19 protein-coding genes and 1 pseudogene are annotated in these 25131 nt (G+C 71.6%); 5 read left to right on the top strand and 15 right to left on the bottom strand.

The genetic code is table 11. The features are described 5' to 3' along the window. Positions 1–65: 65 nt before the first annotated feature. From HDC93_RS20645 to bldG, 6 genes are all read right to left on the bottom strand, one after another. Positions 66–263, bottom strand: a complete 198-nt coding sequence (locus tag HDC93_RS20645) for a hypothetical protein (protein WP_185012351.1) — start codon at positions 261–263, stop codon at positions 66–68. A gap of 269 nt (positions 264–532) precedes the next feature. Beyond that, positions 533–2071: a methyltransferase gene (locus HDC93_RS20640; protein WP_185012350.1), complete on the bottom strand. Its 1539-nt coding sequence runs from the start codon at positions 2069–2071 to the stop codon at positions 533–535. A 272-nt stretch (positions 2072–2343) separates the two neighbouring features. Then, entirely contained in the window at positions 2344–2934 is a 591-nt protein-coding gene (locus tag HDC93_RS20635) for a small secreted protein (protein WP_185012349.1), read from the bottom strand. A 192-nt stretch (positions 2935–3126) separates the two neighbouring features. Further along, complete coding sequence (locus tag HDC93_RS20630; protein WP_185012348.1) at positions 3127–5532, bottom strand: sodium-translocating pyrophosphatase; 2406 nt, start codon at positions 5530–5532, stop codon at positions 3127–3129. Positions 5533–5805: 273 nt separating this feature from the next. Continuing rightward, positions 5806–6243 carry an ATP-binding protein gene (locus HDC93_RS20625; RefSeq protein WP_185012347.1) on the bottom strand — a complete coding sequence of 146 codons (438 nt, stop codon included), beginning with the start codon at positions 6241–6243 and terminating at the stop codon, positions 5806–5808. Positions 6244–6365: 122 nt separating this feature from the next. Continuing rightward, positions 6366–6707: an anti-sigma factor antagonist BldG gene (gene bldG, locus HDC93_RS20620; protein ID WP_003991900.1), complete on the bottom strand. Its 342-nt coding sequence runs from the start codon at positions 6705–6707 to the stop codon at positions 6366–6368. A 78-nt stretch (positions 6708–6785) separates the two neighbouring features. Here bldG and HDC93_RS20615 point away from each other — a divergent pair, with 78 nt between their 5' ends. After that, the gene (locus tag HDC93_RS20615) at positions 6786–9395 is read left to right on the top strand and encodes a DEAD/DEAH box helicase (RefSeq protein ID WP_260419673.1); all 2610 of its coding nucleotides are present in this window, start codon (positions 6786–6788) and stop codon (positions 9393–9395) included. On the opposite strand, the pseudogene HDC93_RS20610 reads toward HDC93_RS20615, so the two are convergent. The 7 genes and pseudogenes from HDC93_RS20610 to ssd all read right to left on the bottom strand — a co-directional run. After that, positions 9328–9732: pseudogene (locus tag HDC93_RS20610) on the bottom strand (Rv3654c family TadE-like protein); the annotation flags it as partial. The gene HDC93_RS20615 and the pseudogene HDC93_RS20610 overlap by 68 nt on opposite strands. Beyond that, complete coding sequence (locus tag HDC93_RS20605; RefSeq protein ID WP_031103557.1) at positions 9729–10088, bottom strand: TadE family type IV pilus minor pilin; 360 nt, start codon at positions 10086–10088, stop codon at positions 9729–9731. The pseudogene HDC93_RS20610 and the gene HDC93_RS20605, both read right to left, overlap by 4 nt. After that, positions 10075–10284, bottom strand: a complete 210-nt coding sequence (locus tag HDC93_RS20600; RefSeq protein ID WP_078899406.1) for a DUF4244 domain-containing protein — start codon at positions 10282–10284, stop codon at positions 10075–10077. The genes HDC93_RS20605 and HDC93_RS20600 overlap by 14 nt, the downstream gene beginning before the upstream one ends. A 77-nt stretch (positions 10285–10361) precedes the next feature. After that, positions 10362–11153, bottom strand: a complete 792-nt coding sequence (locus tag HDC93_RS20595; protein WP_185012346.1) for a type II secretion system F family protein — start codon at positions 11151–11153, stop codon at positions 10362–10364. Then, on the bottom strand, positions 11150–12022 hold the full coding sequence (locus HDC93_RS20590; RefSeq protein ID WP_185012345.1) for a type II secretion system F family protein: 873 nt from the start codon (positions 12020–12022) through the stop codon (positions 11150–11152). The genes HDC93_RS20595 and HDC93_RS20590 overlap by 4 nt, the downstream gene beginning before the upstream one ends. Beyond that, entirely contained in the window at positions 12019–13329 is a 1311-nt protein-coding gene (locus tag HDC93_RS20585; RefSeq protein WP_185012344.1) for a TadA family conjugal transfer-associated ATPase, read from the bottom strand. The genes HDC93_RS20590 and HDC93_RS20585 overlap by 4 nt, the downstream gene beginning before the upstream one ends. Further along, positions 13326–14438: a septum site-determining protein Ssd gene (ssd, locus tag HDC93_RS20580; RefSeq protein WP_185012343.1), complete on the bottom strand. Its 1113-nt coding sequence runs from the start codon at positions 14436–14438 to the stop codon at positions 13326–13328. Before ssd ends, HDC93_RS20585 begins: the two co-directional genes overlap by 4 nt. 574 nt (positions 14439–15012) lie before the next feature. Here ssd and HDC93_RS20575 point away from each other — a divergent pair. Further along, positions 15013–15846 (top strand): HAD family phosphatase, encoded by an 834-nt coding sequence (locus HDC93_RS20575; RefSeq protein ID WP_097218513.1) that lies wholly within the window; start codon positions 15013–15015, stop codon positions 15844–15846. 381 nt (positions 15847–16227) lie between these two features. Here HDC93_RS20575 and HDC93_RS20570 read toward each other — a convergent pair whose 3' ends face one another. After that, positions 16228–17052, bottom strand: a complete 825-nt coding sequence (locus HDC93_RS20570) for an oxidoreductase (protein WP_185012342.1) — start codon at positions 17050–17052, stop codon at positions 16228–16230. 111 nt (positions 17053–17163) lie between these two features. After that, the gene (locus HDC93_RS20565; protein ID WP_185012341.1) at positions 17164–18456 is read right to left on the bottom strand and encodes a hypothetical protein; all 1293 of its coding nucleotides are present in this window, start codon (positions 18454–18456) and stop codon (positions 17164–17166) included. A 291-nt stretch (positions 18457–18747) separates the two neighbouring features. On the opposite strand from HDC93_RS20565, the gene HDC93_RS20560 reads away from it, so the two are divergent. The 3 genes from HDC93_RS20560 (at position 18748) to nhaA (ending at position 25054) form a co-directional block, all read left to right on the top strand. Beyond that, complete coding sequence (locus HDC93_RS20560; RefSeq protein WP_185012340.1) at positions 18748–21117, top strand: bifunctional SulP family inorganic anion transporter/carbonic anhydrase; 2370 nt, start codon at positions 18748–18750, stop codon at positions 21115–21117. 342 nt (positions 21118–21459) lie between these two features. Further along, complete coding sequence (acs, locus tag HDC93_RS20555; protein ID WP_185012339.1) at positions 21460–23415, top strand: acetate--CoA ligase; 1956 nt, start codon at positions 21460–21462, stop codon at positions 23413–23415. Between the two features lie 202 nt (positions 23416–23617). Then, on the top strand, positions 23618–25054 hold the full coding sequence (gene nhaA / locus HDC93_RS20550; protein ID WP_185012338.1) for a Na+/H+ antiporter NhaA: 1437 nt from the start codon (positions 23618–23620) through the stop codon (positions 25052–25054). Positions 25055–25131: the final 77 nt, after the last annotated feature.

Raw genomic sequence — 25131 nt, 5'->3', positions numbered from 1 at the left:
GCGGGGCGGCCCCTGTGCGGAGCGCTACCCCCCGGTTACCGGCGGCTGCGTCGCCGGAGCCCGCCTCACAGGCGCGTGAAGCACCACGTTCCGAGCGCCAGCGCGAGCACCGAGACCACGCCGGCGAGGGTCGCCGATGCGACAGGCCTCACACCCACGGCGATGGGCCGCTGCCCGCGCACGCAGGTCACGGTCCACGCCAGCAGTGCGCCTCCGAACAGGGAGAACACCGCTCCCGCGAAGATCGCCGGTTCGCTCTCCATGACCCGCCGTGCCCCTCTTCCCCTGTCCGCGCCTCCCCAGCCACGGGAGGCTGACACGCGCGGGCGGCGGGCAGGCGAACCCGAGGTGAACGCAGGGGCGACACGGCGGTGGATCAAGAGCGTCCGGTTCCTCGTGACCCGTTTCGGACGAGGTGTTCAAATCGACTCGAATTTGTTGGCGAGTCTCCTCCACGACCCCGGGGGACCGCCCCTTGGCGGTGCCTTCAGTCACTTCAGCCCCGGCAGTCCATTCTTTCAGTTCAGTCCCTTCAGCGGACCGGCTCCAGGAACCCCTGCTCGACCAGCAGCCGGATCTGGGCCGGGGTGCGGTCGCGCAGCATGACCGGGTCCTCGCCGATCAGCTGGGCGATGGCGTCGAGGATGCGGCCCGCGCTCATCGTGCCGTCGCAGACGCCCGCGAATCCCGCGCCGACGGTGTCCACCCGGGTCGCCCGGCGCATGCCGCGGTTCTGGCGCAGCACGACGTGCTCGGGATCCTCCGCGCCGGGCAGCCCGACCTGCTCCTGCACGATCTCGGCGGCGAGCCGGAAGTGTCCTTCGAGCAGGGCGGCGTCGTCTTGGTCGCGCAGGTGGTCGAGGCAGTCGAAGTGGGCCCGGATCGTGTCGCCGAGCGGCTGCTCGACCGGGTGCGGCCACTCCTCCACCGTGAGCGAGGGCACGGCGGCGCTCGTCCTGCGCAGGGTGATCCAGCCGAAGCCGACGGCCTTCACCTTGCGCGCCTCGAACTCGTCGAGCCATGCGTCGTACCGCGCCTGGTACTCCGCCGTGTCGCCCTGATGGTCGCCGGCGTCACGCAGCCACAGCTCGGCGTACTGATTGACGTCCTGCACCTCGCGCTGCACGATCCACGCGTCGCAGCTCCGGGGCACCCATGACCTGAGCCTGTCCTGCCAGTCCTCCCCTTCCACGTGCTGCCAGTTGGCGAGGAACTGCGCGAACCCGCCCTCGTTCAGCCGCTCCCCTGCCTCCTGAACGAGCGTGCGGCACAGATCGTCCCCGCCCATCCCGCCGTCGCGGTAGGTGAGCCGGGCGCCGGGAGAGATGACGAAGGGCGGGTTGGACACGATCAGGTCGAAGGTCTCGTCGCCGCGGACCGGGTCGAAGAGGGAGCCCTCGCGTCGTTCGACGGCCGAGGTGCCGGACAGCGCCAGCGTGAGCGCGGTGATGTGCAGGGCGCGCGGGTTGAGGTCGGTGGCCACCACGCGCGTGGCGTGCTGCGCGGCGTGCAGGGCCTGGATGCCGGAGCCCGTGCCGAGGTCGAGCGCCGCACCGACGGGCGTACGGACGGTGATGCCGGCGAGGGTCGTGGAGGCTCCGCCGACTCCGAGGACGACCCCTTCCTCACGTCGGCCGATCCCGCCGGCGCCGCCGACCGCGCAGCCGAGGTCGGACACGATGAACCAGTCCTCGCCGCCGGGCCCACCGTAGGGCCGGACGTCCGCGGCGGCGGCGAGTTCGTCCGCGCCGGCCCGGGTCAGCCAGCCGCTCTCCAGGCAGGCGTCCACGGGCAGGACCTCCGCCACGCGCGCGTGCGGCACGGGCTGCTGGAGCAGGAACAGCCGGACGAGCATCTCCAGCGGTGTGTCCCCGCGGGTCGCCCGGAGCGCGGGCACGGTCTCGCTCCGGGCCAGTGCCGCGTACGCGGGGGCGCCGAGCAGTTCAAGCAGTCCGTCGGCGGTGAAGGAGGCCGCGAGCAGGGCGTCCCGGAGCCGGGCGGCGACATCGGGACGGTCGGAGGCGGGCAGCGGGGGCAGGGGTGACTGGCTGGCGTTACTCACGCCCCCCATTGTGGCCGCCGGTGCGGGTGCCGCACCTGCCCCCGCGAGGGGACGACTCGCATTCCTGCCGCACGGCACGCGCTCCCGCCGTACGGCACGCGCTCCCGCCGTACGGCACGCCCTCGCGCCGCACCCGCACTACACACGGTCCCGCCGTACGGCACGCCCTCGCGCCGCACCCGCACTACACACGGTCCCGCCGTACGGCACATCAGACACCGGCGGTCACCTACGACTCAGCCGTCACGCCGGCGTCACCGCACTGCCCGCCGTCCTGGGCCTCAGCTCTGCGTGGTCCCCGCCGGCGCCGTGGCCGCCTTGCAGCTGGACTGCTGGGCCATCGCCTGGCCGACCTCGCCCTCCTCCAGGTTCTTGAGGGCGTCGTTGCCGCTCTGGCTCAGCTTGTCCAGCTCGGTGGCGATGTCCTTCAGACCGTCGGCGAACTTGCCCTGGTCCTTGGTGTCCAGACCGTCGACCTGCTTCTTCAGGGAGGCGTACGAAGCGGAGATCGCGTTGAGCTCCTTGACCGCGTCCTGCTGCTTCTTCTCGCCGTTCTCGACGTCCGGGGCCCCGGCCTTGTTCACGGCCGTCCCGATCGCCTTGTAGGCGTCGGACATGTCCTGGAAGGCCTGTGCGTCGGTCTTCTGGACGTCCTCGGGCGTGCTGTTGTCCGAGGTCTCCTTCTGGATCGCCGCATTGGCCGACTCGATCTTCTTGGCCTGCGGCTGTACGGCGTCACAGACCTGCTTGGCCCAGGAGTCCAGCTTGTCGTTGCCGTCGTCGCCGCCGCAGCCCGACAGCGCCAGTACCAGTGCCGCACCGCCGGACAGTGCGGCCGCGAGCTTCTTGTTCACCGGTTTGGTCCCTTCCATGGCTCTCGGCCCCGGAACATACACGCCAGATGCACGGCACCCGCACGCCGGGAGTCCATTAAGACCGTTTTGTAACCTTTTACACCAAGCGAGAGAAGGCTCACGCGTGAGCGTGTACCCACACAGCGCGGGCGGACGACGCGCCAACGCGCGCCGCCCGCCCGCACCTTGAAACGGGGCCCGGAATCCTCCCTACGAAACCACCGCCGGATCGGCCGACTTGGGCTCCGATCCGGCGTTGTTCTCGTCACCCATCGCGATTCCGCGCCGCTTTGACACGTACACCGCCCCGGCGATCACGAGGAACGCGAGGACGGCGACCAGAATGCGCACTCCGATGCTCTTGTCGGGACCGTAGGAAAACTTGATCACCGCGGGTGCGATGAGCAGCGAGACCAGGTTCATGACCTTCAGCAGCGGGTTGATCGCGGGCCCCGCGGTGTCCTTGAAGGGGTCGCCGACCGTGTCTCCGATCACGGTCGCCGCGTGCGCCTCGCTGCCCTTGCCGCCGTGGTGGCCGTCCTCGACGAGTTTCTTGGCGTTGTCCCAGGCGCCACCGGAGTTGGCGAGGAACACCGCCATCAGGGTGCCCGCGCCGATCGCGCCCGCCAGGAACGCCCCGAGCGGGCCGACACCGAGCGTGAACCCGATGAAGATGGGCGCCATCACGGCCAGCAGACCGGGCGTGGCGAGCTCGCGCAGGGCGTCCTTGGTGCAGATGTCGACGACCTTGCCGTACTCCGGTTTCTCGCTGAAGTCCATGATCCCGGGTTTCTCACGGAACTGCCGCCGCACCTCGTAGACCACGGAACCCGCAGACCGCGACACGGCGTTGATCGCCAGCCCCGAGAAGAGGAAGACGACCGCCGCGCCGGCGATGAGACCCACGAGGTTGTTGGGCTGCGAGATGTCCATCATCAGGCTCATCGGGGCGCCGTCCCCGCTGAGTTTCTCGCCCACGTCCCGTGCGCCGGTGAAGATCGCGTCGCGGTACGACCCGAACAGCGCCGCCGCCGCCAGCACGGCCGTGGCGATCGCGATGCCCTTGGTGATCGCCTTCGTGGTGTTGCCGACCGCGTCCAGGTTGGTGAGCACCTGCGCGCCCGCGCCCTCGACGTCACCGGACATCTCCGCGATGCCCTGCGCGTTGTCGGAGACGGGCCCGAAGGTGTCCATCGCGACGATCACACCGACCGTGGTGAGCAGGCCGGTGCCGGCCAGCGCCACCGCGAACAGCGCCAGCATGATCGACGTGCCGCCGAGCAGGAACGCCCCGTACACACCGAGACCGATCAACAGGGCGGTGTAGACGGCGGATTCGAGACCGACGGAGATACCGGCCAGGACGACGGTGGCCGGGCCGGTGAGCGAGGTCTTGCCGATGTCCCTGACGGGTCGGCGGGTGGTCTCGGTGAAGTAGCCGGTCAGTTGCTGGATGAGGGCGGCGAGCACGATGCCGATGGCCACCGCGACGAGCGCGAGGACCCGCGGGTCGCCGTCCTTGCCCAGGATCGCGGCGTCGGTGACCCCGTCGAGCTCGGAGTACTTGCCCGGCAGGTAGACGAAGACGGCCACCGCCACCAGCACCAGCGAGATCACCGCGGAGATGAAGAACCCGCGGTTGATGGCGCTCATGCCGCTGCGGTCGGCGCGCCGGGGCGCCACCGCGAAGATGCCGATCATGGCGGTGATCACCCCGATCGCCGGCACGAGCAGCGGGAAGCCGAGTCCGGCGTCGCCGAAGGCCGCCGAGCCGAGGATCAGCGCGGCGACCAGGGTCACGGCGTACGACTCGAAGAGGTCGGCCGCCATGCCCGCGCAGTCGCCGACGTTGTCGCCCACGTTGTCGGCGATGGTCGCGGCATTGCGCGGGTCGTCCTCCGGAATGCCCTGTTCGACCTTGCCGACCAGGTCGGCGCCGACGTCGGCGGCCTTGGTGAAGATGCCGCCGCCGACTCGCATGAACATCGCGATCAGCGCGGCCCCGAGGCCGAAGCCCTCGAGCACCTTCGGCGCGTCGGCCGCGTACACCAGCACCACACACGAGGCGCCGAGCAGGCCGAGGCCCACCGTGAACATGCCGACCACACCGCCCGTACGGAAAGCGATCTTCATCGCCTTGTGCGAGACCGTGGTCAGATCCTTTTCCGGCTCGCCTTGAGCCGGAGTGGCTTCACGCGCCGCCGCGGCGACACGCACATTGCTGCGTACGGCGAGCCACATGCCGATATAGCCGGTGGCCGCCGAGAACGCCGCTCCGATCAGAAAGAACACCGACCGTCCGGCACGCTGACTCCAGTCGTCCGCGGGCAGCAGCATGAGCAGGAAGAACACGACCACGGCGAATACGCCGAGCGTGCGCAGCTGACGGGCCAGATAGGCGTTCGCGCCTTCCTGGACCGCTGCCGCGATCTCCTTCATGCTGTCGGTGCCCTCGCCGGCCGCGAGTACCTGGCGCACCAGGACCCCCGCGAGCACCAGGGCCGCCAGTGCGACGACCGCGATGACCACGATGAGGACGCGGTTGCCATCGGTCAGTACGGCGGCTGCGAGGTCTGTGGGATGGCCCGACTGTTGTGAGAGGGAAAGCCCCGCCATTCGTCCTCCTTGACGCTTGGGCTGAGCTCAAGATGTGGACGGGATTGTAGGTACCGGAACCTGATCAAAACAGAGCGCGATAAACGGAATTGGCCGTCCGAAGTAATGCCCTGAAAGCATTCTGAGGCTGCCGGAGGGCGCGCGAATGATCGTGAACGAATTCACGCGATGAACGGCACAGGACCTACTGTAAAGGCGGGCACTGACACCCGCACATGACGAAGGGCCCCACGGGTGGGGCCCTTCGAAGGAACGGTGTGCGCGGTGGCGGGGTCAGACCAGGATCGTCGGCGGCGGCGTGGTCGGCCAGGTCATCTTGATCAGCCCGCCGTGTTCTCCCGCGCTGACCTCGACGTCGTCGACGAGTCCGCTGATGACCGCGAGGCCCATTTCGTCCTCGTCGGCCTCACCGTCGGCGTCGCCGGGTCCGGCCCCGGGAGCGCGCTCGCCGGAGACCGCGTGCGGGGCCTCGTCACCGACCTCGATGGAGAACTGCTTCTCCTCCTCGATCAGCAGCACCTTCACCGGTGCCGAGATCCCGCCGATCTGATGCAGTCCGACGGCTCGGGTGCACGCCTCGCCGACGGCGAGCCTGACCTCGTCGAGGACGGCCTCGTCCACTCCGGCCCTGCGCGCCACCGCTGCCGCCACCAGCCGGGCGGTCCTGACATGCTCGGGCAGCGCGCTGAAGCGGAGCTCAACGGTGGCCATGCATCCCCCTCGCAACTACGGGCGTGCGGTCGAGAGGCTCCGGGCCGCCGAAAGCCCGGGCCCCCTCGGTCTTCACTTCTGCCGAACGACGGCCGGCCCGGGCACGGGGCCCGGGACCGGTGTCAGTCGGTGGCCGCAACCGCTTCCTCGACCGAGGTGTGAATCGGGAACACCTTGGTGAGGCCGGTGATACGGAAGATCTTCAGAATGCGCTCCTGGTTGCAGACCAGGCGCAGGGAGCCCTCATGGGCTCGCACGCGCTTCAGGCCGCCGACCAGTACGCCGAGCCCGGTGGAGTCGAGGAAGTCCACGCCCTCCATGTCGACGACAAGGTGGAAACTGCCGTCGTTCACCAGCTCGACCAACTGCTCGCGCAGCTTGGGCGCGGTATATACGTCGATTTCGCCACCGACCCTGACGATCGTGCGATCGCCCATGGTTTCGGTCGACAGGGACAGGTCCACGGATCCTCCAGCACCTTGCTATCGAGCGGTCGCCCTAAGGGCATTCGGCTTCAGCCCCTGGACGCTTCGCCAGCCGCGATGGCATTCAATCACTTACCGGCAGGCGTGCACGACGCCTTGGCTCCATTGTCCGTCACGCCAGTGACACACTCGGTGCCGATGGCCAAGAATCACCGATCCGATCGAACCCCGACGGACCCCGCCTCCCGACCCGCGCCGGGCGCGGTCCTGGACCGGCTCGCGTCCGGCCCCAGCAGGGCCTCTCGCATTACTCATACGGAGCACTTGCCCCCGCGTGAGGGTCGGCATGCCGTCTGGCCGGACCGGATCCGCGCGGAGGTCGTCGCGGCCGTGCGAGCCGCGGGCATCGAACATCCCTGGGCCCACCAGGCACGCGCGGCCGAGCACGCCCTGGACGGCGAGTCGGTCGTCGTCGCCACCGGCACGGCCTCCGGCAAGTCCCTGGCCTACCTCGTGCCGGTCTTCTCCACCCTTCTGGAGGGCTCGGAGGCCCCGAACGGCCGCGGCGCGACCACCCTCTACCTGGCTCCCACCAAGGCTCTCGCGGCGGACCAGTGCCGCTCCGTGAAGGAACTTTCACATCCGCTGGGCAATTCCGTGCGCCCAGCCGTGTACGACGGCGATACTCCGTTCGAGGAACGCGAGTGGATCCGTCAGTACGCCAACTACGTGCTGACCAACCCGGACATGCTGCACCGCGGCATCCTGCCGTCCCACCCCCGCTGGTCCTCCTTCCTGAAGTCGCTGAAGTACGTCGTCATCGACGAGTGCCACACCTACCGCGGCGTCTTCGGCTCGCACGTCGCCCAGGTGCTGCGCCGGTTGCGCCGGCTGTGTGCCCGCTACGGCGCGTCGCCGGTGTTCCTGCTGGCCTCCGCGACCGCCGCCGAGCCCTCCGTGGCCGCCCGCCGCCTCACCGGCATGCCGGTGCTGGAAGTGGCCGACGACGCCTCCCCCCGCGGTGAACTGGTGTTCGCCCTCTGGGAGCCGCCGCTGACCGAGCTGCACGGCGAGAAGGGCGCCCCCGTCCGCCGTACCGCCACTGCCGAGGCCGCCGACCTGCTGACCGACCTCACCGTGCAGGGCGTGCGCTCGGTCGCCTTCGTCCGTTCCCGGCGTGGCGCCGAGCTGATCTCGGTCATCTCCCAGGAACGGCTGGGCGAGATCGACCGGTCGCTGGCCCGGCGTGTCGCGGCGTACCGGGGCGGCTATCTCCCCGAAGAACGCCGCGCTCTCGAACAAGCCCTCCATTCGGGTGAATTGCTGGGCCTCGCCGCGACGAACGCCCTCGAGCTCGGCATCGACATCTCCGGCCTCGACGCGGTCGTCATCGCCGGCTACCCGGGCACGCGGGCCTCCCTGTGGCAGCAGGCGGGCCGGGCCGGACGGTCCGGGCAGGGGGCACTGGCCGTCCTGGTCGCCCGCGACGACCCGCTGGACACCTTCCTCGTCCACCACCCCGAGGCCCTGTTCGACCAGCCCGTCGAATCGACCGTCCTCGACCCGGACAACCCCTACGTGCTGGCCCCGCACCTGTGCGCGGCCGCCGCGGAGCTGCCTCTGACGGACGAGGACCTCGCCCTGTTCGGCCCGGCCAGCGAGGGCCTCCTGCCCCAGCTGGAGGCCGCGAAGCTGCTGCGCCGCCGCACGAAGGCCTGGCACTGGACCCGCCGCGAGCGCGCCGCCGACCTGACGGACATCCGCGGTGAGGGCGGACGCCCGGTCCAGGTCGTCGAGACCGGCACGGGCCGGCTGCTCGGCACGGTCGACGCCGGCGCCGCGCACTCGACTGTGCACGAGGGGGCCGTCCACCTCCACCAGGGCCGCACGTACCTGGTGCGGTCGCTGGACCTGGAGGACTCCGTCGCCCTCGTCGAGGAGGCCGCCCCGCCGTACTCCACGGTCGCCCGCGACACGACGTCGATCTCCGTCCTGGAGACGGACGTCGAGATCCCGTGGGGCGACGGCCGCCTCTGCTACGGCTCCGTCGAGGTGACGAACCAGGTCGTCTCCTTCCTCCGCAGACGGCTCATCACCGGTGAAGTGCTCGGCGAGACCAAACTCGACCTCCCTCCCCGTACACTGCGCACCCGCGCCGTGTGGTGGACCGTCACCGAGGACCAGCTGGACCGGGCCCGGATCAACCCGGAGATCCTCGGCGGCTCCCTGCACGCCGCCGAGCACGCTTCGATCGGCCTGCTGCCCCTCTTCGCGACCTGCGACCGCTGGGACATCGGCGGCGTGTCGATCCCGCTCCACCCCGACACGCTCCTGCCCACGGTCTTCGTCTACGACGGCCATCCGGGCGGCGCGGGCTTCGCGGAGCGCGCCTTCCACACCGCCCGCACCTGGCTGACCGCCACCCGCCAGGCCATCGCCTCCTGCGAGTGCGACGCCGGCTGCCCGTCCTGCATCCAGTCCCCCAAGTGCGGCAACGGCAACGACCCGCTGCACAAGAGGGGGGCCGTACGGCTCCTCACGGTGCTGCTGGAGGGGGCTCCGGAGGAGAAGGAGGGTGATCCGGAGGAGGAGGGCGCTCCGGGAGCGAAGGAGCGTGATCCGAGGGAGGAGGAGGGCGCTCCGGAAGAGAAGGAGGCGGCGGACGAGGCATCTGAGTGGCCGACCGTGGATCCGGCTGAGCCGCCGCAGGCCCCGCCCTCGCCCTGACCTCCGCCGTGAACGGCCCCCGTCCCGAGGCCGCCGTCACGTCCGAGATCTCCCCGGCGACCTCGCACCGCACGAGCCGCACGCCCTGGGCCCGGGCCACCCGGCCGGCCCGGGCGCAGGCCGCCGAACCGCCGTCGGCCCAGTGGTCCGCCGCGGCGAGCGCCGCGAGATCCGCACCGCCCGCCGCCCGATGCCGGATGACGACAGCCTGCCCGAGCGCCAGGACGACCCCGAACACCACACACAGAACGGCGATCGCCCCCACGCTCCACACGGTGGCGGACCCCTGGTCCGAACCGGCGCCCCTAACACCGGCACATCCCCGGCCCCGTCTCACGTGCCCACCGCCTCCTCCACCGACGCCACGGCCTCCTCGCGCACGGCGAAGGACAGACCGCGCAGCACCGGCGGCTCGGCCACGACGGTCACCCGGACGTGCTCCGCGCCCCGGCTGACGGTCACCTTCGCGCCGGGGGGCGCCGCCTCGCGGGTCAGTTCCACGACCGCTCCGGGCGAGTCCTGGCGGGCCGCCGCACGCGCGCCCGTCCGCGCCGCGTCCACACACTGGATCTGCGCGGCCACGACCAGCAGCCCCCACACCAGCGCCATCGCGAACATCACCAGCACGGGCAGCACCACGGCCGACTCCGCCGTGACGAACCCCCGGTCCGCGCCCCGCTCACATCCGCGCATTGAGGGCCTCCTTCACGATGTTCTGGAGTTCCGCGCTGACCGGGCCGCTCGTGACGACCTTGTAGAGCACCACCGCGAACGCCACCGCCGCGACGATTCCCATCGCGTACTCGGAGGTGACCATCCCCGCGTCCCTCCGCGCCGCCCGCATCCCGCACACCAGGGCACGCAGTCGTGCCCGTACCGCCTGATACATCTCAACCCCCGTAGGAAAGAGTCCGAACTTCCGTACTTCTGCTGGCTGTCGCTCACTGCTTCCGGTCCGTCGCCGCCTCACCCACCACCCCTTCCGAGCACCCCGCCCGCGAGTCCGATCACCACGGGCAGCACGCCGACCGCGATGAACGCAGGCAGGAAGCACAGCCCCACCGGCGCGCTCACCATCACGCCCGCCCGTCGGGCCCTGGCCGTCGCGGCGCGGCCCCAGTCGGCCCGGGCCTCCGCCGCGAGCCGCGCGACCGGCACCGCCGCGGGCAGCCCGGACACATCGGCCCGTTCGAGCAGCCGGGCGAGACCTCCGGCGCCCGCGACGGCGCCCAACCTCCGCCAGGCCGTGCCCGGTTCGCCGCCCAGCCGCACCTCCGCCGCACCCCGGGCGAGGGCGTCGCCGACAGGGCCGCCCAGGGCCTCACCCACCGCCTGCGCCGCGATCACCGGGCCGGCGCCCGCCGCGATGCAAGCCGCCAGCAGGTCGGCGGCGAGGGGCAGTTGCCGTGCCGCCTCAGCGAGGTCGGGTGCCCCCGGGTCCGCGCCGGCCGTCTCCTGCCTCAGCCGCCACCGCCACACCGCCACCGCACCGGCCAGCCCCACAGCGACCCCGGCGAGGCCTCCGACCAGCGCCCATCCGGCGCACGCCACGCCCACCGGGGCCAGCCACGTCCGCGCGAGCCCCCGCACGGCCGGGCTCAGGGCAGGGGCCGTCGCTTCCCGTACCCCCGACAGCTCCGTCAGCCGCCGGCGCATCCTCCTGCGGCGCCGCACCTCCAGCAGCCACCGCACCAGCCATCCGCAGGCCAGCACGATCCCCACACTCACCCCCAGCCTGTGGACGGCTTCTCCGCTCATGCCGCCGTCTCCGCGCCGCGCACGATCCGCTGCACCCACCACAGCCCCAGGCCCTCCAGCGCCCCGCCGGCCGCCAGACAGCCCAGTCCCGCCCCGGTGTGCAGCAGGACGTGGAGGGGATCGGCCCCGAGGGCGGTACCGATGAGGAGCCCCAGGGCCGGCAATCCCGCGAGCATCACCGCCGTGGCCCGGGCGCCCGCCAACTGGGCGCGCAAGTCGGACCGTTGGTCCCGTTCCGCACGCAGGGCGGCAGCGAGCCGGTCGAGCCCGGCCGCGAGCCCCGCGCCCTGGTCCACGGCCACCCGCCAGCACGCCGCGAGTCCCCGTAGCCCCTCGGCGCCCGGTTGCCGCGCCGCCGTGGCCAGCGCCTCCGGCACGTCACCGCCGAACCGCGCCGCCGCAAGCACCTTCGCCCGCGCGTCCGCGAGCCCGCCGCAGTCCCGCGCTGCCCGCAGCAGCCCCTCACCCGGCTGGCGCCCGGCCCGGACCTCACCGGCGAGCGCCCCGCACAGCGCGATCACCGCGTCGGCCCGGCGCTCTCGGTCCCGCCGCACCTCGCCGGCCAGCCGGGTCCGTCGCAGCAGCGGCACCCCGGCCGCCCCGAGGACGGCCGGCAGCACCGACGCACCGAGCATCGCCAGCACCAGCCCGGCCACCGGTGACCACCACTCGGCCCGCGGCCGCCCACGGACACGCCGCAGCCCACCGGTCATCCGCCGCCACCCGGGCGGTCCGCTCCCGACGGCTGCCCCGTCCGCGAGCAGCAACCGCGCCCGCCGCGCCGCCTCCTCACGCTCACCCAGCAGCCAGACAGCCGCCCCCATGCACGCCACGGCCGCACCCATCGACATCTCAGACACCCCCGTCATGACTCGCCCTCTCCACCACGGCCACACCCCTCGACACCTGAAGCACCCCGCCGGGCCTCGCCACCACCGCGGCCACACCCGGCGACCTCAAGCACCCCGTCATGCCTCGCCCTCTCCACCACAACGTCACCCGGCCCACTCGCCTCGCCCCGAAGCAGCCCCCGTAGCCGCTCCCACCCCCGCTCTCGCGCGAACGCCTCCGCTCCCCACCGCAGCGCCGGCACCGTGCGCACGAGGCCCGACGGGTCCCGCTCCAGCACGTGCACCTCCGCGATCCGCCGCCGCCCGGCCCGGTCGCGCACCAGGTGCAGCACCACGGAGAGGGCGGCCGCCAACTGGCTGTGCAGCGCGGCCCGGTCGAGCCCGGCAGCCGTGCCGAGCGCTTCCAGCCGGGCCGGCACGTCGGCGGCGGCGTTGGCGTGGACGGTCCCGCAGCCGCCCTCGTGACCGGTGTTCAACGCGGCCAGCAGATGCACCACTTCGGGCCCGCGCACCTCACCCACGACCAACCGGTCCGGCCGCATCCGCAGCGCCTGGCGCACCAGGTCCTCGAGGGTGACGAGGCCCGCACCCTCCTGGTTGGCGGGTCTGGTCTCCAGCCGCACGACATGGGGATGGTCGGGCCGCAGCTCCGCCGAGTCCTCGGCGAGGACGATCCGCTCGTCCGGCCCCACCAGCCCGAGCAGGGCACTCAGCAGCGTGGTCTTCCCGGTGCCGGTACCGCCGCTGACCAGGAAGGACAGTCGAGCGTCGAGCAGGGCGCGCAGTATGCGGTCCCCGCCCGGCGGCACCGTGCCGGCCCTGACCAGCTCACCGAGGGTGAAGGCTCGCGGCCGTACCACCCGCAGCGACAGGCAGGCGCAGCCCACCGCCACCGGTGGCAGCACGGCGTGCAGCCGGGTTCCGTCGGGCAGCCGGGCGTCGGCCCAGGGTCGGGCGTCGTCCAGCCGCCGTCCGGCGACCGCGGCGAGGCGCTGGGCGAGCCGCCGTACGGCCGCCGCGTCCGCGAACCGCACCGACGTCAGCTCCAGTCCGCCGCCCCGGTCCACCCAGACCCGGTCCGGGGCCGACACCAGCACGTCCGTCACCGACGGATCGGCCAGGAGCGGCTCCAGCGGTCCGCTGCCGATCAACTCGGACCGCAACTGCGCGGCAGCGCCCAGGACTTCGGCGTCCCCGAGGACCCGCCCCTGGTCCCGCAGGGCCTGCGCCACGCGCGCGGGGGTCGGCTCGGCCCCGCTCTCCGCCAGCCACCGCCGCACCCCGTCGAGCAGCGCCGCCCCTTCGAGTCCGGCCAGGGTGCTCATGCCGCACCCGCCTCGACGAGCGCCCGCTCCCAGAACCCCTCGCAGAACCGGGCGAGCGGTCCGCGCGGGGCGGCACCCGGTGGCGCCGTGCCCGCGTCCGGGCGCGACAGCCCCGGCTCGTCGGGCACTTCGCCGACCAGGGGCAGTCCGAGCAGCCGCGCGACCTCACGGTCGTCGAGCCCCGGCGGGTAGGGGCCGCGGACCGCCACCCGCAGATCCCGCAGGACCATGCCGACCGCGGAGGCCACCCGCCCCGCGGCCGCGACGGCCCGCAGCTCGGCCGGCACCACCAGCACGCCCACGTCCAGCTGGGTGAGCACCTCGGCGACGCCGTCGTCGATCCGGCGCGGCAGGTCGACCACGACCGTGCCGCCGCGGCGCCGGGCCGCCGCGAGCACCGCGCGCACCGCCTGCGGCGGGACCGCGATCCGGTCGCCGCGGTCCCAGCTGAGCACCCGCAGCGAATGCAGCTCGGGCAGCGACTCCTCCAGGGCTCCCCCGCCGACCCGTCCGCGCGAGGAGGCGAACGCGGGCCAGCGCAGCCCTTCGGCCGTCTCACCCCCGAGGAGGACATCGAGTCCCCCGCCCAGCGGATCGGCGTCCACGAGGAGCGTGCGCAGTCCCTCCCGCGCGGAGGTGACGGCGAGGGCGCACGCGAGCGTGGACGCTCCGGCACCGCCTCGGCCGCCGATGACGCCCACCGTGAGGGCGGGCCGGCCGACACCCTCGGCCACATCGGCGATCCGGTCGACCAGCCACTGCTCGCCGTCGGGCAGCATCAGGACGTGCTCGGCGCCGATCTCGACGGCACGCCGCCACACCCCGGAGTCGTCCTGGTCCCGGCCGACGAGCACGACTCCCCTTCTGCGCACAGCCCCGCGCACCCGCCGCGCGGCGTCGTCGCCGACCAGAACGAGCGGCGCGGCCTCCCAGCTGCCTCTGCGCTCCGGCACTCCGTGGTGCACCTCGGGTGTGGCGCCCGCCGCCGCGCACAAGCGCAGCAGGTCGTCGAGGAGTTCGCTGTCCTCGGTGACGATCAGCGGTCCGCCCTGCCGCCCTCCGGCGGCGGACGGCGGATCGTGTGTGACGGTTCCGGCCACGCTTTCCATCCCCCTTCGCTGCATGGCTCGCGCGGCCCCTGCGGCCCCGCGATTCCCAAACGTGGGAAGAACCGACAAGCGGCCTCCCCGTGAACGGCCGACAGAAACCGGCCAAACGCCCCCCGGTACTCGGAACCGGCCATGAACTCGCCGCGAGCGGGACGCGTTGAAATCACGGTGCAGCGATCCCCGAAATCGTGTGGATCTTGGTGGATAACTGTGGACGTCCCGGGGGTTGTGAATATCGTCGTCACTCATACCGGTGAGCGGCTCAGGCCCTCTGCGCGACCCCCACAGAGCAGCCCGGCAACTACCGACCGTGACAGGTCAGGTGCATGACAAACGCTTCGACACGCAGCATTCGAAGCGGCTTTCAAGCCGCGCGCAGGATATGAAAACCCACCCGGACATGCGACGACCCCCGCCGGGGGGGAGAGCGGGGGTCGTCCCCACGGCCGACTCGGGGGGGGAGGAGTCGGGCCGGGTTAGCACGGTCGCGAACGATCCGTGACTTCCATGGTGTACCCGAGAGCCTTCTCAGGCAAACCCACAGGCCCCACCTTACGCCGAATGGGCTGCCCCTATGCTCTGGGGCGTGGAAAACCACTCGATGCCCCGCACAGCCGCCTTCTTTGACCTGGACAAGACGGTCATTGCGAAGTCGAGCACGCTCACGTTCAGCAAGTCGTTCTACCAAGGCGGTCTGATCAACCGCAGGGCCGTCTTGCGCACCGCATATGCCCAGTTCGTCTTCCTGGCCGGCGGCGCCGACCACGACCAGATGGAGCGCATGCGCGCATATCTGTCCGCCCTGTGCCGGGGCTGGAACGTGCAGCAGGTCAAGGAGATCGTCGCCGAGACGCTGCACGACCTGATCGACCCGATCATCTACGACGAGGCCGCCTCCCTCATCGAGGAGCACCACACCGCCGGCCGCGACGTCGTGATCGTGTCCACCTCGGGTGCCGAGGTGGTCGAGCCGATCGGCGAACTGCTGGGTGCGGACCGCGTGGTCGCCACCCGCATGGTCGTGGGCGACGACGGCTGCTTCACCGGCGAAGTGGAGTACTACGCGTACGGCCCGACCAAGGCCGAGGCCGTCAGGGAGCTGGCCGAGTCCGAGGGGTACGACCTCAGCCGCTGCTACGCCTACAGCGACTCGGCGACCGATGTGCCGATGCTGGAGTCCGTCGGGCATCCGCATGCCGTGAACCCGGACCGGGCGCTGCGCCGCGAGGCCCTCGCGCGCGGGTGGCCGATCCTGGACTTCCACCGCCCGGTGCGGCTGAAGCAGCGCATTCCCGCGTTCTCCGTCCCGCCGCGCCCGGCGCTCGTGGCGGTCGCGGCGATAGGCGCCGCCGCGGCCACCGCGGGACTCGTCTGGTACGCGAACAGGCGCCGGGCCACGGTCGCTTGACCTGTGGCGATGCCAGGTCCTATGGGAACCCAAAAGTAAAGAAGTGCAGCCTGGACTTCCGCTTGCTTCGGGGCAGGAGTACAAAGGACTCACGGCCCGCGAGACCAAGGACATCCGAGAGGATCACCTTTTAACGCATTTGGCCCCACGGACCGAGCATGAACACCGGGCACCCACGCGACGTCGACCCGTCGAATACGGGCCAGCCGCACCAGGTGGCGGGCAAAGCTCCCGACCTGATGGGCATATATCGAGGACGCTTGGTAACCCGATGCTCATGCCAGCGGCGGTACGAGAACTCGTACCGCCGCATCAATGTTCCGGCCGCGTCTCCTGCCGTGCCCTGTCACGCCGCCGCACCGCGATGGACCGCCCGCGATGTCAGGCCGCCCCGCGCTGCAGCGCCTCGCACACCGCCATCGACTCGCGAGCACCCAGCTCGACGGCCCTGCCGCAGTGGGCGATCCAGGCTGCCACGCCCTCCGGGGTACCGGAGACGTACCCGCCGAGGGCCTCCAGGTAGGCCTCACGCCCCAGCTCCGCGTGGCCGACCTCGGCCGCGCAGACCGACTTCGGGTCCAGGCCGCTGCCGATGAGGACAATACGCTCCGCCGTGCGTGCGATGAGGCCGTTGTGGGACGTGAAGGGACGCAGCGCGAGGAGTTCGCCGTGCACGACGGCGGCCGTCACCAGCGCCGGTGCGGAGCCGCCCGCGATGATCAGCCCGGCCAGTCCGTCCAGCCTGCCGTGCGTCTCGGAGGCGCTCGGCAGCGGCAGCGCGACGAGCGGCTCGCCGACCGGCTCGCCCTCCTTGCGGGGCCGTCCCACCTGGTCGGCCTTGTCCGCGGCCGCCACCAGGTGCAGCCGGGCCAGCACCCGCAGGGGCGACTGCCGCCAGATCGACAGCAGCTGGCCCGCCTCCGCGGTGAGCCGCAGGGCGGCCCCCACGGTGCGGGCCTCGTCGTCGCCGCTGAAGTCCGTGCGCCGGCGCACCTCCTCCAGGGCCCAGTCCGCGCCGGACAGCGCGGCCGAGCCGCGGGCGCCGCGCAGAGCGGCCTCGGAGGTGATCGCGTTGCTGCGCCGCCGCATGACCCGGTGCCCGTAGACCCGGTCGACGGCCTTGCGTACGGACTCCACGGAATCGGCCACTCCGGGCAGCGCCCCCAGGGCCGCGAGGGGATCGGCGCTCGCGCCTGCTGTACTCATGAGTACGACCCTACGCACCCCGGGGCCCCGCTCCGCGGCGGAGTGGCCTTCTTCACGCGCGCGTGCGCCCGGCCTTCACGCGCGTGCGGCCGGCCACGTCCGCCCGGAGGACTACTCCTTGGCCGCCGGAGCGCCCGGGACCCCCTTGGCCGCCGGAGGACCGGGCACGCCCTTGGGTGCCGGGGCGGGCCGGTCCGACAGGAAGGACGCCCAGCCTGCCTGGGGCGCCTGGCCCACCTGCAGGGTGCGCAGCTTCTCCAGCGTCTTCGGGTCCTGTGCGTCCAGCCAGTCCACGAGCTGCCGGAACGAGACGCAGCGCACCTCCTCCTTGGTGCACACCGTCTCGATGACCTCCTCGACGGCCCTCATGTAGGTGCCGCCGTTCCAGGACTCGAAGTGGTTGCCGATGATCAGGGGCGCGCGGTTGCCGTTGTAGGCCCGTGAGAAGCCCTGCAGCAGGCCGTCGCGCATCTGGTCGCCCCAGAAGTCGTGCATGGCGGGGTTGCCCTGGGTCTTGGTGCCCGACTGGTTGACCATGAAGTTGTAGTCCATGGTCAGCTGCTCGAAGGAGTGGCCGGGGAACGGCACGAGCTGCATGGACACGTCCCACAGGCCCTGCTTCTTCTTCGGCCAGACCTGATCGTTCACGCCGCTGGTGTCATAGCGGAAGCCCAGGTCGCGGGCCGCCCTCATGAAGTTGCGCTGGCCCTCGAGGCACGGCGTGCGGGCGCCGATGAGCTCCTTGTCGTAGTCGAAGGGCAGGGGGGCCGCGCCCGTCAGGCCGGTGTTGGTCTTCCAGGTCTTCACGAACTGCTTGGCCTGGGAGATCTCGTCCTTCCAGTCCTGGACGGACCACTCGCCGACACCTCCGCCGCTGCCGCAGAAGTGGCCGTTGAAGTGGGTACCGATCTCGTTGCCCTCCAGCCACGCCAGGCGCAGCTGCTTCGCGGTGGCGGCGATGCCGCGGCGGTCGTTGAAGCCGATGTCGGAGCGGCCCGGGGAGTGCTGCGGCGGCCGGTACCGGTCGCGCTTCTCATCCGGCAGCATGTACACGCCGCTCAGGAAGTACGTCATGGTCGCGTTGTTCTTCTTGGCGACCTTGCGGAAGTGGGAGAACAGCTTCTGGCTGTCCTCGCCCGCGCCGTCCCAGGAGAAGACGACGAACTGCGGGGGCTTCTGCCCAGGCCGCAGGCGTTCCGGCCTGGGCAGGTGCGGCTGGGCGCCGGTGTAGGCGGTGGAGCCGTCTCCGATCAGCCGAACGGCACTCTTCGGCGCCTGTGCCGGTGTCGGCTTCTGCGGGTCGGGGGTCTCTTGCCGGGGGGTGCCGGTCGCGCAACCGGCGAGCGATGCGGCGCAGACCGCGGCGATCACGGAACTCGCGGCGATCCTGTGGGTGGCGGTCATGTTCCGCCCACCTTCTTCCTTCTCTCGGGTGCGGACAGCGCCGCCAAATTCGCACGAGTTCGAGAAGGAATTGATACGACAAGCCGATCAAATAACTACTTCATCCTTCAGAGTGATCCATTAGCCCATTTGCCCGTAAAATCCATGCTCGCCCTTTACTCTGCATTACGATCTGTTTACCGAGCGTTGATTCATCCCGCCGATTTACGCCGTGACCGCCGCGACCGAATCCCGCCCCGAGCGGGACCCCCCAGTTACGCGACCGCGCAGCCCCGGAGGAGACGGGAAACCATGTCAGCCTGCGTCCCCACACGCGCCGCCGATCCGAGCCGCACCGAACGCACCCATCCGCCCCACAGTCCGCCGCCCACCGGACCCCGCCGATTCAGGATCGCGGGTGCCGATGTGTCGGCCTCGATCGCGGTCTTCCTGATCGCCCTGCCCCTGTCCCTGGGCATCGCCCTCGCCACCGGCGCCCCGCTCCAGGCCGGCCTCGTCGCCGCCGCCGTGGGCGGCCTGGTCGCCGGGCGGCTCGGCGGCTCCCCGCTCCAGGTGAGCGGTCCGGCCGCCGGGCTCACCGTCGTCACCGCCGACCTCATCCAGCGCTACGGCTGGCGGACGACCTGCGCCATCACCGTCCTCGCCGGCCTCGCCCAACTCGGCCTGGGCTGCCTGCGCGTGGCCCGTGGCGCCCTCGCCGTCAGCCCCGCCATCGTGCACGGCATGCTCGCCGGGATCGGCGTCACCATCGCCGTCGCCCAGCTGCACATCGTGCTCGGCGGCACACCCCAGAGTTCCGTACCGGACAACCTCCGCGCGCTGCCCGCCCAGTTGGCGCACATGCGCCCCGCGGCCGTGTCGGTGAGCGTGCTGACCCTGGCGCTGCTGCTGCTCTGGCCGAGACTGCCCGGCCGGGCCGGACGCCTGCTGCGCAAGGTCCCGGCCGCGCTCGTCGCCGTCGCCGGAGCCACCGCGGCCGCCGCCCTCGCCGGGCTCCGGCTGCCCAAGGTCGACCTGCCGTCCTGGAGCAACCACGCCTTGGCCGGGCTGCCCGAGGGCCCCGTGCTCGGCCTGGTCGCCGCCGTGCTCACCACCACGCTGGTGTGCAGCGTGCAGTCGCTGCTCGGCGCGGTCGCCGTGGACAAGCTGGTGGCCGTCCGCCCCGGCTTGTCGCCCCGTGTCAGGCGCTCGAACCTCGACCGCGAACTGCTCGGGCAGGGCGCCGCCAACATCGTCTCCGGCTCGCTCGGCGGACTGCCCATCGCCGGTGTCGCCGTGCGGAGTTCGGCGAATGTGCACGCGGGCGCCGTCAGCCGGAACTCCACGATGCTGCACGGCGTTCTCGTAGTGATCGCCGCGCTGCTGATGGTCCCGATCCTGGAGTTCATCCCGCTCGCCTCGCTCGCCGCCCTGGTGATGGCCGTCGGCATCCAGATGGTGTCCCTGAACCACATCCGCACGGTGACCCGCCACCGCGAAGTGTGGGTCTACGCCGTCACCACCCTCGGCGTGGTCTCCCTCGGCGTCCTGGAGGGCGTGGCGCTCGGCATCGCCATGGCCGTCGGCGTCGCCCTGCACCGCCTCACCCGCACCCGCATCACGCACGACGAGAGGGAAGGAGTCCATCACATCCACGTCAGAGGACAGTTGACGTTCCTCGCGGTGCCACGGCTCAGCCGGGCCCTGCATCTCGTGCCCCACGGCGCCGACACCGCCGTCGAGCTGGACGGGTCGTTCATGGACCACGCGGCGTACGAGACGTTGCAGGACTGGCAGAGGACGCACACCGCGCAGGGCGGCACCGTGGAGATCACCGGCCGGCATCCCGGCACCCGCATCTCCGAGCCCCAGGCCTCCGGCGACTGCCGCTGCCGGCCCTGGACACCCTGGCGCAACCACCAGTGCGACGGCCCCCAGTCCGTGCCTCCTGCCGGGAAGAACCCGGACGGGTCGGACCGCTCCGAGCCGGACCCGACGGGTACCGGCGGAGCCAGCGGGCACGAACTGGCGCGTGGCATCAGCGCGTTCCAGCGCAACACCGCACCCCTGGTGCGCACCGAGCTGGCCCGGCTGGCGAGAGAGGGGCAGCGGCCCTCGCAGCTCTTCCTGACCTGCGCCGACTCCCGGCTGGTCACATCGATGATCACCTCCAGTGGTCCGGGCGACCTGTTCGTCGTGCGCAACGTGGGCAACCTCGTCCCGCGCCCGGGCGAGGAGAGCGGCGACGACTCGGTGGCGGCGGCGATCGAGTACGCCGTGGATGTGCTCCGGGTGCGGTCCATCACGGTGTGCGGACACTCGGGATGCGGCGCCATGCAGGCCCTGCTCAACTCCGAGCCGGGCGGCGCCCGGACCCCGCTGAAGCGGTGGCTGCGGCACGGGCTGCCGAGCCTGGAGCGCATGGCCGACGACCGCCTGTCCTGGGGCAGGCTGGCCGGGCGGTCCCCCGAGGACGCGGTCGAGCAGCTCTGCCTGACGAACGTGGTCCAGCAGTTGGAGCACCTTCGTGCCCACGACTCGGTGGCCCGGGCTCTCGACGAGGGCGCCCTTGAGCTGCACGGGATGTACTTCCACGTGGGCGAGGCCCAGGCGTACCTGCTCACCGGCACGGAGACCGGCGGCGTCTTCGACCGCGTGCGGGAGCCGGATCTGTCGGCGTGAGCCGACGCCTGGTGCGGTGCGTCCCCCGCGCCTGAGGCGACTCGCCTCTGGTGCTGTGCGTCCCGCCCCGCGCCTGAGGCGACTCGCCCCGCGCCGGAGGAGGGTGTGCCCCCGATCGACAGCGGGGGCACACCCTGTGGCCCGTCTGACCCCGAGCAGGGTGACCGGCGGCACAGGCACTGAACCTTCCCTGGTCGGCGTCCGTGGGTACGGATGACCCGGTCCCCCACAGCACCGCCCGACAGGTCTAAACCAATCGGCGGTCGACCCTTGTCATCGCACCCCCGGGTCTGATGAGCTGTGGCCTGGGACACAACGGACACCCTGGGAAAGGCAGATGCCGTGAGCAATGAAAGCCTGGCCAACCTTCTGAAGGAGGAGCGACGCTTTGCGCCCCCCGCCGACCTGGCCGCGAACGCCAACGTCACCGCGGAGGCGTATGAACAGGCCAAGGCTGACAGGCTCGGCTTCTGGGCCGAGCAGGCCCGTCGGCTGACCTGGGCCAAGGAGCCCACCGAGACGCTCGACTGGTCGAACCCGCCGTTCGCCAAATGGTTCAAGGACGGCGAGCTCAACGTCGCCTACAACTGCGTCGACCGCCATGTGGAGGCCGGGCTCGGCGACCGGGTCGCCATCCACTTCGAGGGCGAGCCGGGCGACAGCCGCGCGATCACCTACGCCGAGCTCAAGGACGAGGTCTCCAAGGCCGCCAACGCCCTGCTGGAGCTGGGAGTCCAGGCGGGCGACCGGGTCGCCGTCTACATGCCGATGATCCCCGAGACGGCGATCGCGATGCTGGCCTGCGCCCGGATCGGCGCCGCCCACTCGGTCGTCTTCGGCGGCTTCTCCTCGGACGCGCTCGCCACCCGCATCCAGGACGCCGACGCGCGCGTGATCATCACCTCCGACGGCGGCTACCGGCGCGGCAAGCCGTCCGCGCTCAAGCCGGCCGTGGACGAGGCCGTCGAGAAGGCGGGCATCGTCGAACACGTCCTGGTCGTGCGCCGCACGGGCCAGGAGGTCGCCTTCACCGAGGGCCGCGACGTGTGGTGGCACGACGTGGTGGGCCGCCAGAGCGCGGAGCACACCCCGCAGGCGTTCGACGCGGAGCACCCGCTGTTCATCCTGTACACCTCGGGAACCACGGGTAAGCCGAAGGGCATCCTGCACACCTCCGGCGGCTACCTCACACAGACCGCCTACACGCACCACGCCGTCTTCGACCTCAAGCCGGAGACCGACGTCTACTGGTGCACCGCCGACGTCGGCTGGGTCACCGGCCACTCGTACATCGTCTACGGGCCGCTGGCGAACGGCGCGACGCAGGTCATGTACGAGGGCACGCCCGACACCCCGCACCAGGGCCGCTTCTGGGAGATCGTGCAGAAGTACGGCGTGACGATCCTCTACACCGCGCCGACCGCGATCCGGACGTTCATGAAGTGGGGCGACGACATCCCCGCCAAGTTCGATCTGTCCAGCCTGCGGGTGCTGGGCTCGGTGGGCGAGCCGATCAACCCCGAGGCGTGGGTCTGGTACCGCAACAACATCGGCGGCGACCGCACCCCGGTCGTCGACACCTGGTGGCAGACCGAGACCGGCTCGATGATGATCACTCCGCTGCCGGGTGTGACCGACACCAAGCCCGGCTCCGCGCAGACGCCGCTGCCCGGCATCTGCGCGACGGTCGTCGACGACGAGGCGAACGAGGTGCCGGACGGCGGGGGCGGCTACCTGGTGCTGACCGAGCCGTGGCCGTCGATGCTGCGCACCATCTGGGGCGACGACCAGCGCTTCATCGACACGTACTGGTCGCGCTTCGAGGGCAAGTACTTCGCCGGTGACGGCGCCAAGAAGGACGACGACGGCGACATCTGGCTGCTCGGCCGGGTCGACGACGTCATGCTCGTCTCGGGCCACAACATCTCCACCACCGAGGTGGAGTCCGCGCTGGTCTCCCACCCCTCGGTCGCCGAGGCGGCCGTGGTCGGCGCGGCGGACGAGACGACCGGGCAGGCGATCGTCGCGTTCGTGATCCTGCGCGGCACGGCGGCCGAGACCGAGACGCTCGTCGACGAGCTGCGCGCCCACGTCGGCGGCGCCCTCGGCCCGATCGCCAAGCCCAAGCGGATCCTGCCGGTGGCCGAGCTGCCCAAGACCCGCTCCGGCAAGATCATGCGGCGGCTGCTGCGGGACGTCGCCGAGAACCGTCAGCTGGGTGACGTCACCACGCTGACGGACTCCACGGTCATGGACCTCATCCAGGCCAAGCTGCCCGCCGCGCCCAGCGAGGACTGATCGCGGCACCGGCATGACGAAACCGGCGGAGGGCACCCGATCACCGGGTGCCCTCCGTCAGTGCGTCCCCGCGGCGAGGGCCGCCGGATGCGCACAGCCGTACGTTTACCTAAACTAAGCAAAACAAGTGCTCCATGGTGCGCCGGGAAGTCTGGTCGGCAAGTGTTCCGTCCTGCCCGCCCCGACCCCGGAGGTTCCCCCCGTGACCGCGCCCCGCTCCACCACCACCCGCAAGGTCCTCGGCCGGCTGTCGCTGCCCGAGCGGAACTACGTGGCGGACGCGCTGCGCACCGAGACCGTCGGTGGAGTGCTGCTGCTCGCCGCCGCGGTCACCGCGCTGCTCTGGGCCAACATCCCCGCGCTGCAGGACAGCTACGAGAGCGTCTCCCACTTCCACCTGGGCCCCGCCGCCCTGGGCCTGAACCTGTCGATCGCGCACTGGGCCGCCGACGGACTGCTGGCGATCTTCTTCTTCGTCGCCGGGATCGAGCTCAAGCGCGAGCTCGTCGCGGGCGACCTGCGTGATCCGAAGGCCGCCGCGCTCCCGGTCGTTGCCGCCCTGTGCGGCATGGCCGTACCAGCGCTCGTCTACACCGTCACCGCCGTGGCCGGCGGGGGCTCCCTGGCCGGCTGGGCCGTGCCCACCGCCACCGACATCGCCTTCGCGCTCGCCGTGCTCGCGGTCATCGGCACGTCCCTGCCGAGCGCGCTGCGGGCCTTCCTGCTCACCCTCGCCGTGGTCGACGACCTCTTCGCGATCCTGATCATCGCGGTGTTCTTCACCGCCGACCTGAACTTCGCCGCGCTCGGCGGCGCCGTCGCCGGTCTGGTGCTCTTCTGGCTGCTGCTGCGGGGCGGCGTGCGCGGCTGGTACGTGTACGTGCCGCTCGCCCTCGTCGTCTGGGCGCTGATGTACAACAGCGGCATCCACGCCACCATCGCCGGTGTCGCCATGGGCCTGATGCTGCGCTGCCACCGCCACGAGGGCGAGGACCACTCCCCCGGCGAGCGCATCGAGCACCTCGTGCGGCCCTTGTCGGCGGGACTCGCCGTGCCGCTGTTCGCCCTCTTCAGCGCCGGTGTCGCCATCTCCGGCGGGGCACTCGCCGACGTGTTCACCAGGCCGGAGACCCTCGGTGTCGTCCTCGGGCTCGTCGTCGGCAAGGTGCTCGGCATCTTCGGCGGGACATGGCTGGCGGCCCGCTTCACCCGGGCGTCGCTCAGCGACGACCTCGCCTGGGCGGACGTGTTGGCGGTGGCGAGTCTCGCCGGCATCGGCTTCACCGTGTCGCTGCTCATCGGCGAACTCGCCTTCGAAGGCGACCAGACGATGACGAACGAGGTGAAGGCCGCCGTCCTGCTGGGCTCGCTCATCGCCGCGACACTCGCGACGGTCCTGCTGAAGGTCCGGAACGCCAAGTACCGCCGTATGTGCGAGGACGAGGAGCGCGACGAGGACGCGGACGGCATCCCGGACGTCTACGAGGAGGACGACCCGGCGTACCACCTGCGGCTCGCCGCGCTCTACGAGGGCAAGGCCGCGGAACACCGGAGGATCGCCCAGGAGAAGGCAGCCGCGCGCCACGGGCTTGCCGAAGTAACGGGCGGGGCAGGCGAGGACCACCACCGTCCGGCATGATCTGACGAGACGGTACAAAAGACGGGACCGTACGCGGTCATGCCGTGCGCAGTCGGACGACTGCGCACGAGTCAGAC

Origin of the sequence: Streptomyces sp. AK010, assembly GCF_014207295.1 — a bacterium.
In the GTDB taxonomy this organism is placed as follows: Bacteria; Actinomycetota; Actinomycetes; order Streptomycetales; family Streptomycetaceae; genus Streptomyces; species Streptomyces massasporeus.
This window is presented reverse-complemented; position numbering and strand designations above follow the sequence as displayed.

Bases quoted from the DNA above. Each gene is read 5' to 3' on its own strand.
- HDC93_RS20645 (WP_185012351.1), bottom strand. From the start codon at position 263: ATGGAGAGCGAACCGGCGATCTTCGCGGGAGCGGTGTTCTCCCTGTTC.
- HDC93_RS20640 (WP_185012350.1), bottom strand. From the start codon at position 2,071: ATGGGGGGCGTGAGTAACGCCAGCCAGTCACCCCTGCCCCCGCTGCCC.
- HDC93_RS20635 (WP_185012349.1), bottom strand. From the start codon at position 2,934: ATGGAAGGGACCAAACCGGTGAACAAGAAGCTCGCGGCCGCACTGTCC.
- HDC93_RS20630 (WP_185012348.1), bottom strand. From the start codon at position 5,532: ATGGCGGGGCTTTCCCTCTCACAACAGTCGGGCCATCCCACAGACCTC.
- HDC93_RS20625 (WP_185012347.1), bottom strand. From the start codon at position 6,243: ATGGCCACCGTTGAGCTCCGCTTCAGCGCGCTGCCCGAGCATGTCAGG.
- HDC93_RS20615 (WP_260419673.1), top strand. From the start codon at position 6,786: ATGGCATTCAATCACTTACCGGCAGGCGTGCACGACGCCTTGGCTCCA.
- HDC93_RS20605 (WP_031103557.1), bottom strand. From the start codon at position 10,088: ATGCGCGGATGTGAGCGGGGCGCGGACCGGGGGTTCGTCACGGCGGAG.
- HDC93_RS20600 (WP_078899406.1), bottom strand. From the start codon at position 10,284: ATGTATCAGGCGGTACGGGCACGACTGCGTGCCCTGGTGTGCGGGATG.
- HDC93_RS20595 (WP_185012346.1), bottom strand. From the start codon at position 11,153: ATGAGCGGAGAAGCCGTCCACAGGCTGGGGGTGAGTGTGGGGATCGTG.
- HDC93_RS20590 (WP_185012345.1), bottom strand. From the start codon at position 12,022: ATGACGGGGGTGTCTGAGATGTCGATGGGTGCGGCCGTGGCGTGCATG.
- HDC93_RS20585 (WP_185012344.1), bottom strand. From the start codon at position 13,329: ATGAGCACCCTGGCCGGACTCGAAGGGGCGGCGCTGCTCGACGGGGTG.
- ssd (WP_185012343.1), bottom strand. From the start codon at position 14,438: ATGGAAAGCGTGGCCGGAACCGTCACACACGATCCGCCGTCCGCCGCC.
- HDC93_RS20575 (WP_097218513.1), top strand. From the start codon at position 15,013: ATGCTCTGGGGCGTGGAAAACCACTCGATGCCCCGCACAGCCGCCTTC.
- HDC93_RS20570 (WP_185012342.1), bottom strand. From the start codon at position 17,052: ATGAGTACAGCAGGCGCGAGCGCCGATCCCCTCGCGGCCCTGGGGGCG.
- HDC93_RS20565 (WP_185012341.1), bottom strand. From the start codon at position 18,456: ATGACCGCCACCCACAGGATCGCCGCGAGTTCCGTGATCGCCGCGGTC.
- HDC93_RS20560 (WP_185012340.1), top strand. From the start codon at position 18,748: ATGTCAGCCTGCGTCCCCACACGCGCCGCCGATCCGAGCCGCACCGAA.